The organism is Mycobacterium sp. NAZ190054 (assembly GCF_001545925.1).
Taxonomy (GTDB): domain Bacteria; phylum Actinomycetota; class Actinomycetes; order Mycobacteriales; family Mycobacteriaceae; genus Mycobacterium.
This window is the reverse complement of sequence record NZ_LMVQ01000183.1, coordinates 1-7,421: the sequence shown is the minus strand read 5'-3', so window position 1 is coordinate 7,421 and position 7,421 is coordinate 1. Positions and strand designations below refer to the sequence as shown.

Annotated in this window: 7 protein-coding genes; 3 read left to right on the top strand and 4 right to left on the bottom strand. The window is 68.9% G+C overall.

Annotation, left to right across the window (positions count from 1 at the left end):
• Positions 1–55: 55 nt before the first annotated feature.
• From ASJ79_RS14380 to ASJ79_RS14370, 3 genes are read right to left on the bottom strand one after another with little or no spacing between them, the layout of a single operon-like run.
• Positions 56–1,462 carry an MlaD family protein gene (locus ASJ79_RS14380; protein ID WP_067956250.1) on the bottom strand — a complete coding sequence of 469 codons (1,407 nt, stop codon included), beginning with the start codon at positions 1,460–1,462 and terminating at the stop codon, positions 56–58.
• A complete protein-coding gene (locus ASJ79_RS14375; RefSeq protein WP_067956246.1) occupies positions 1,463–2,317 on the bottom strand; it encodes an ABC transporter permease in 855 nt (284 codons plus the stop codon).
• 1 nt (position 2,318) lies between these two features.
• Positions 2,319–3,164 (bottom strand): ABC transporter permease, encoded by an 846-nt coding sequence (locus ASJ79_RS14370; protein ID WP_067956245.1) that lies wholly within the window; start codon positions 3,162–3,164, stop codon positions 2,319–2,321.
• Positions 3,165–3,479: 315 nt separating this feature from the next.
• On the opposite strand from ASJ79_RS14370, the gene fadD8 reads away from it, so the two are divergent.
• Positions 3,480–5,144 (top strand): fatty-acid--CoA ligase FadD8, encoded by a 1,665-nt coding sequence (gene fadD8 / locus ASJ79_RS14365; protein WP_369803678.1) that lies wholly within the window; start codon positions 3,480–3,482, stop codon positions 5,142–5,144.
• Here fadD8 and ASJ79_RS14360 read toward each other — a convergent pair.
• Entirely contained in the window at positions 5,133–5,804 is a 672-nt protein-coding gene (locus ASJ79_RS14360; protein ID WP_067956251.1) for a FadR/GntR family transcriptional regulator, read from the bottom strand. The two genes, fadD8 and ASJ79_RS14360, sit on opposite strands and share 12 nt — an antisense overlap.
• A gap of 47 nt (positions 5,805–5,851) precedes the next feature.
• Between ASJ79_RS14360 and ASJ79_RS14355 the strand changes: the two genes are divergently transcribed.
• Both ASJ79_RS14355 and ASJ79_RS14350 read left to right on the top strand, forming a co-directional pair.
• Entirely contained in the window at positions 5,852–7,075 is a 1,224-nt protein-coding gene (locus tag ASJ79_RS14355; protein WP_067956242.1) for an MFS transporter, read from the top strand.
• A 22-nt stretch (positions 7,076–7,097) separates the two neighbouring features.
• Positions 7,098–7,322 (top strand): hypothetical protein, encoded by a 225-nt coding sequence (locus tag ASJ79_RS14350; RefSeq protein WP_067956236.1) that lies wholly within the window; start codon positions 7,098–7,100, stop codon positions 7,320–7,322.
• Positions 7,323–7,421 lie beyond the last annotated feature (99 nt).

The following is a 7,421-nucleotide window of genomic DNA, read 5'->3' as shown; positions in this document are numbered from 1 at the left end:
GCCACCGACAGCGCGACCGAGCGGCGCACCACCTTGGTCCACTTCGTCATCGCGATCAGCCTCCTGCCTCGGCCGGCGGCGGTCGACCTTCCGGCTTGGGCGCGACCGGCGCCAGCGGAGATTGGTTCACCGGCGGCGGCGGTATCGGAACCAGTGCGTCGTTCGCCGTCCCGGGAACCGGTGGCGCCGGCGACATCCACGGCGGCAGTGGTGGATTGGGGTCAGCCAGGCTCGGATTGGGATTCACCAGCGGTGGGCCCACGGCGACCAGGTTGCCGTTCTCCCCCACGATCGTGCCCGGCGGCGGCGCCAGATCCGCAGGCGGCTGATAGTTCTGCGGCAGCATCTGGTCGGGCAACTCGGGCCGGGTGACCACCAGAGGTGCGGTGTAGCAGCTCGGCCCCTTCAGCTCGCCGTAGCGCGGGCAGTCGGCACGGGTGTAGGTGTACGTCGGGGTCAGCGACAGGTTGATCCGCATGTTGCCGATATCGCGCTCCGGCCGCCACACCTCGGTGAAGAACTTGTCGGACAGCCCGTTGAGCTTCACGAACGCCGGTAGCCAGTGGTGCGACGTCTGGGCCAGATTCCCGAGCACCGGGGTCAGGTTCGAGGTGATCGTGACCAGCCGGTCGGTGTGGTTGTTCAGCGCGGTGTGGGTGGTTCCCATGGTGTGCAGGCCGCTGCTGACCAGCGCGTCGAGTTGAGCGCGCTGCTCAACCAGGGTCCGCATCGGCTCGACCGCCATGTGCAGAGCGTCAAGGAGTTCCGGTGCGGTCGCCCGCAGTCCCCTGGTGGCGTCGATCAGCGCTGACACCGTGGTGGGGCCGGGTTCGGTGGCCACGATCGCGTCGATCTCGTCGACCAGCCGGTTCAGCTGCGCACCGCTGGCGAGTAGCTCGGTGCGACGGTCCTCGGTGGCCGCGTTCACCGCCGCCAGGATGCCGACCGTCTTGTCCTCGCGGCCGCGCCCGGTGGCGGCGAGAATGTCGCGCAACTTGCTGATCGTGGTCTGGAACAGCACGGTGGGCAGCTCGGTGTCCTCCGGGATGTGCGTGCCCGCGCTGATCGCCGGGCCCGCCAGGCCGCGGTCCACCAGTTGCACCGACGACACCGCGAACACGTTGCTGGGCACCACCCGTGCGGTGACGGTGGCCGGTATCGAGCCGGCGTACTCCGGGTTGAGGTTGATGTGGACGTAGTTCGGGTTGCCGTGCGCGGCGGGGGTGACGCTGTCGACGGCGCCGACGAGCACCCCGTGGTACTTCACGTCGGATCGCTGCGGCAGTCCGTCCCCGACGTTGACGAGGTTCGCGACGACACGGACGAAGGGGTCGAGGCGTCCGGTCGCCTTGACCAACAGGACCGACGTGATCAACGCTGCCACAAGGACAACGGCGACCCCACCGCCGAGCAACTGGCGATCGGTGGGCCCGCGCCCGTCCAGGTCAAAGGAATTCGCCACCTACCCTCCGAACCTCGCTCCGGCGTCGACGTTCCACAGCGCCATGGTGAGCAGCATGTTGACGATGATCACCACGGTGATGCTGGCCCGCATCGCGTGCCCGGCGGCGACGCCGACACCCTCGGGACCCCCACTGGCATAGAAGCCGTAGTAGCACTGGATCGTCGTGGCGATCCACACGAAGACGATGGCCTTGAGCAGCGAGTACAAGATGTCCTGGCCCGACAGCATCAGAGTGAAGTAGTGCAGGTACGAGCCGGTCGCGCCGCCGCTGATCACCCGCACCACCACCTGCGTCGTCAGATAGCTGACCGCCAGGCACACGACGTAGAGCGGGATGACCGCGACCACCGAGGCCATCAGCCGGGTGGTCACCAGATACGGGATAGGGCGGATGGCAAGGGAATCCAGGGCGTCGATCTCTTCGGCGATACGCATCGAACCCAGCTGTGCGGTGAACCGGCAGCCGGCCTGGGTCGCGAACGCCAGTGACAACGCGATCGGCGCCAGCTCGCGGGTGTTCACCAGGGACGAGATGATCCCCGTCGCCGGGCCGAGGCCCAGCAGATCGAGGAAGTTGTACCCCTCGATGCCGACCAGCGCGCCGACGGTGATGCCGAGAACGATCGCCACGCCGGCGGTTCCACCGCCGACGACCAGAGAACCGTTGCCCCACGCGATGTCCGACAGCAGGCGGACGAACTCGGCGCGGTATTGGCGCAGCGCCAACGGGATTGCCACGATCGCCCGGACGAAGAACACCAGCATGTGGCCCAGTCGCGCGATCGGCGGCGTGGCCTTCCCGTAGAGGCGGACGAACGGCGCCAGTATCGGCGGTACGTAGGTGGCGGCCATCTCAGAGCCCGACCCGGGGGAACAGCATGATGTAGAGCTGGCTGATCGCGACGTTGACGACCATCAGGATCAGGATGGATTCGACGACAGCGGCGTTCACCGAGTTCGCGACGCCGGTGGGACCACCCACCGTGGCCAGCCCCTTCTGACAGGAGACCACGGCGACGATGGCACCGAAGATCACCGCTTTCACCAGCGCGACGATCATGTCGCCGGTGGTCGTGAACGACGCGAAGGTGGCGACGAAGCTGCCCGGGGCGCCGTTCTGGAAATACACGTTGAACAGGTAGCTGGCGAGGAACCCGACGAAGCACACCACCCCGGTGAGCGCCACGCCGATCATGATCGCCGCCGCGAACCGGGGAACCACCAGGCGACGGATCACCGAGACACCCATGACCTCCATCGCGTCGATCTCTTCACGCATGGTGCGCGATCCGAGGTCGGCGGTGATGGCCGAGCCGACCGCCGCGGCCATCAGGATCGCCGCCGTCAGCGACGCGGCCTGCCGGATCACCGCCAGGCCGCTGGCCGCCCCTGCCAGCGAGGTGGCGCCGACCTGCCCGGCCAGCAGGGCGAACTGGATCGACAGCGTCACCCCGATGGGCAGCGCGACCAACACGGTGGGCAGCACGGCCGTGCCGGCCATGAACGCGCCCTGCCGGATGAACTCTTGCCACTGAAAGCGCCCGGTGAACAGGTCGGTCAGGAAATACTGGATGGTGCGCACGCCGAGTACGAACTGATCGCCGACCGTCGCCAGCGATGCCAGAGGGTGACGTTTGACGTAGCCGCCGGCCCAGCCGGTGATGACGTCGACGCCGTCACCCCTCGTGCTGTTGCTCATCCGCGCTGAGCGACCATTTACTTAATGCCCTCGACTTCGCTCGTTCCTCCTCGGGAAGCCGACGGGATTTCCGCTGCTGGAACCGATAATTGACGCCAGCGGTCACCCGGTGCAACCCGTCGCATCCCCCGCCTGTCGGCATGAGTATGCCCATTCGCTTCCTCGATAGGCAAGGAATCAGCAAAATAACCTCGGCGCGTCGTCGCCCCGATGCCGGCACCACCGTGCGCCCGCATTCGAGCCGCATTTCCGCCTTTCCACCTCTCCGCCGAAATGGCATTCCAGCCGCGAAAGTTCGAGAGGAGCCCTGCTGGAATGCAATTTCGCGGGGACCGGCTGACTGGAATTGGAACACGTTCTAATCTGGTCGGCATGAGTGATCAGCTGCGGCACTTCCTCCACTCCGGCCACCTCACCGTCGGCGCGCTCAAGCGGCACAAGGACCGTCCGGTGCTGTTCCTCGGCGACACCACGCTGACCGGTGGCGAACTCGCCGACCGCATCAGCCAGTACATCCAGGCGTTCGAGGCGCTCGGCGCCGGCACCGGCGCGGCCGTCGGCCTGCTCTCGCTCAACCGGCCCGAGGTGCTGATGATCATCGGCGCCGGCCAGACCCAGGGCTACCGCCGCACCGCGCTGCACCCGCTCGGCTCCCTCGACGACCACGCCTACGTGTTGTCGGACGCGGAGGTGACGTCGCTGATCATCGACCCGAACCCGATGTTCGTCGAGCGCGCGCTGGGCCTGGTGGAGAAGGTGCCGTCACTCAAGCAGGTGCTGACCATCGGGCCCGTCCCGCCCGAACTCGCCGCCGCCGGCGTCACCGCGGTGGATCTCACCGCGGAGGCCGCCAAGTACCCGGCCAAGCCACTGGTGGCCGCGGACCTGCCGCCGGACCACATCGGCGGGCTGACGTACACCGGCGGCACCACCGGCAAGCCCAAGGGCGTCATCGGGACCGCGCAGTCGATCACCACGATGACGACGGTGCAGTTGGCCGAGTGGGAATGGCCGGAGAATCCGCGGTTCCTGATGTGCACGCCGCTCTCCCACGCCGGCGCGGCGTTCTTCACGCCGGTGATCGTCAAGGGCGGCGAACTGATCGTGCTGACGAAGTTCGACCCGGCCGAGGTGCTGCGCGTCATCGAGGAGCAGAAGATCACCGCGACCATGCTGGTGCCGTCGATGATCTACGCGCTGATGGATCACCCGGATTCGCACACCCGTGATCTGTCGTCGCTGGAGACGGTGTACTACGGCGCCTCGGCGATGAACCCGGTGCGCCTGGCCGAGGCGATCCGCCGGTTCGGCCCGATCTTCGCGCAGTACTACGGCCAGTCCGAGGCGCCGATGGTGATCACGTACCTGTCGAAGAAGGACCACGACGAGAAGCGGTTGACGTCGTGCGGCCGGCCGACGCTGTTCGCAAAGGTGGCGCTGCTCGGAGAGGACGGCCGGCCGGTGCCGCAGGGCGAGGTCGGCGAGATCTGCGTCGCGGGTCCGCTGCTGTCGGGCGGCTACTGGAACCTGCCGGCGGCGACGGCTGAAACGTTCCGGGACGGCTGGATGCACACCGGCGACCTGGCCCGCGAGGACGAGGACGGCTTCTACTACATCGTCGACCGCACCAAGGACATGATCGTCACCGGCGGGTTCAACGTGTTCCCGCGCGAGGTGGAAGACGTTGTGGCCGAGCATCCGTCGGTGGCGCAGGTGTGCGTGATCGGCACGCCCGACGAGAAGTGGGGCGAGGCGGTGACGGCCGTGGTGGTGCTGCGGCCCGACGCCGACCGTTCCGAGGAGGCGGTGGCGCGGATGACCGCCGAGATCCAGTCGTCGGTCAAGGAGCGCAAGGGGTCGGTGCAGGCGCCCAAGCAGGTGATCGTGGTGGATTCGGTGCCGGTGACCGCGTTGGGCAAGCCGGACAAGAAGGCGGTGCGGGCGCAGTTCTGGGAGGGCGCGGGGCGCTCAGTCGGCTGAGCCGAGACCCTCGAGCAGCCGGTCCAGGAACTCGCCCGCGGTGCGGGCGGCCTGCTCGGCGTTCCCGGCGGCGATCTGGTCGAGCAGCATGCCGTGGTCGCACTTGTCCACCGGTACGTGGCGGGTGTTCGCGACGCTGGCGGTGACCACCTCGATGAGTCCCCGGTACAGCTCGGTGAGGGTGCGGTTGCCGGAACTGCGCACCACGGCGAGGTGGAATTCGGCGTCGACGCGCGCGAACGCCTCGACATCGTCGACGTCCGCGTAGTCGTGCCGGCGGGCGAGCAACGCGCGCATCTCGGCGACGTCGGCCGGTGTGCGGTGCGCGGCGGCCATGCGGGCGGCCTCCACTTCGAGCGCCCGGCGCACCTCGAGCACCTCGCGCAACTCGGCGCCACACAGCCGGCGGAGCGCACCGGACACCTCGCTGGTGGCCCGTACGTAGGTGCCGTCGCCCTGGCGGACTTCGAGGATTCCGGCGTGGGCGAGGGCGCGCACCGCCTCGCGCACGGTGTTGCGTCCGACCCCGAGGCTGTCGACCAGCACGGTCTCCTTGGGTATCCGTTCGCCGACACTCCACTCCCCGCTCGCGACGGCCTGCCGGAGCTGCTCGATGACCTGGTCGACGAGGCCGGAGCGACGCGCTGTGCTCAACGGCACGAAGAAATCCTTTCGTCCAATCATGGGATGTATGGCACGGTAGCAGGATGCGCACCGACCGGCAGCAGATCATCGAGGACCCGACGCCCGAAACACCGGGCCGGGTACCGGCGGTCGTCGGCGGCGCCCTCCTCGCGGTGGCCGTCGTCCTCGCCGCGCTGAACCTCCGTCCGGCGGTCACCAGCATCGCGACGTTGCTCGACGACATCCGCGCCGAACTCTCGGTGTCGGCCACCTGGGCCGGTCTGCTGACCACACTGCCCGCGCTGTGCTTCGCCGGTGCCGGCCTCGCCGCCCCGTGGCTGGCCTCCCGGATCGGCCTCGGACGGGCCATCTCCACGGCGATGATCGCGCTGATCGCCGGTCTGGTGCTGCGCGGCGCCGGCGGCGCGCACGTCGTGATCGGAGCGACGCTCGTCGCGTGCGCCGGCATCGCGCTGGCCAACGTGCTCATCCCGGTCGTCATCAAGGGCTCCTTTCCCGCCCGGATCGGCCTGATGACCGGTATCTACACCGCCGCACTGCAGGGCGGCGGTGCGCTGGGGTCGGCGGTGACGCCGGGCCTGGAGCGACCGCTGGGCGGCTGGCGCGAAGCGTTGATGGTGTGGGCGGTGGTGGCGCTGCTGGCGTTGGCGGTGTGGGTTCCGGCGACCAGACGGCACCGCGGCGCGTGGGCGGTGCACAGCCGCCGCACCCAGGGCCGTCGTTCGCTGCTGCGCAGTCGGCTGGCCTGGACGGTCACCGTGTTCTTCGGCACCCAGGCGTTCATGGCGTACATCATGATGGGTTGGCTGCCACAGGTTTTCATCGACAACGGGGTGGACAAGGTGCATGCCGGCGTGCTGGTCGGCCTGGCCTCGTTGGTCGGGGTCCCGCTCTCACTGTTGCTCACGCCGATTGCCGCGCGCAGCTCCAGCCAGAGCGGGTGGATCGTCGCGGTCAGTGTGTTCGGCTTCGCCGGCACCATCGGGCTGATGCTGGCGCCCGCCGCTCAGCCGCTGCTGTGGAGCCTGCTGCTCGGGGTCGGCATGAGCGCCTTCTCCATGGCGCTGGCCGTGCTCGGGCTGCGGGCCCGCTCCCCCGAGGAGACGGCCCAGCTCTCCGGCATGGCGCAGGGCTTCGGGTACCTGATCGCGGGAACGGGCCCGTTCCTGTTCGGTCTGCTCCACGACGTGACGCACGGGTGGACCGTGCCGTGGGTGATGTTCCTGATCGTCTACGCGGTGCAGACCGTGGCGGGTGCGATGGCGGGGCGCAACCGCTTCGTGTGATCACGCCGGGCACAATCACGCCATGCGGAGCTGCCCCGGCGACCACCTCGGCCTCGACTTTCCCGCCGACGCCGCGTCGCTCGGCGCGGCGGGCCCGGAGTTCCTCACCGCGGCGTTCCGCCGGTCCGGCGCCCTGGCCGGCGACGACGCCGTCGTCGCCGTCGACGACCTGACCGAATTCCGCGGCGGCAGCACCGGACGCAAGGCGCTGCTGACGGTGTCCTGCCACTGGAGTCGATCGTGCTGAACGGCTCGGCGACGACCTCAGCCGGGGCCATCGACGAGGCCGGCCGGCTGTTGGTCACCGCGGGCGCGGTGGAGCCCGCCTACGTCGACGCCATGCACG

Coding starts and splice junctions, on each gene's coding strand:
- ASJ79_RS14370 (WP_067956245.1), bottom strand. CDS start 3,164: ATGAGCAACAGCACGAGGGGTGACGGCGTCGACGTCATCACCGGCTGG.
- ASJ79_RS14355 (WP_067956242.1), top strand. CDS start 5,852: ATGCGCACCGACCGGCAGCAGATCATCGAGGACCCGACGCCCGAAACA.
- fadD8 (WP_369803678.1), top strand. CDS start 3,480: ATGCAATTTCGCGGGGACCGGCTGACTGGAATTGGAACACGTTCTAAT.
- ASJ79_RS14375 (WP_067956246.1), bottom strand. CDS start 2,317: ATGGCCGCCACCTACGTACCGCCGATACTGGCGCCGTTCGTCCGCCTC.
- ASJ79_RS14350 (WP_067956236.1), top strand. CDS start 7,098: ATGCGGAGCTGCCCCGGCGACCACCTCGGCCTCGACTTTCCCGCCGAC.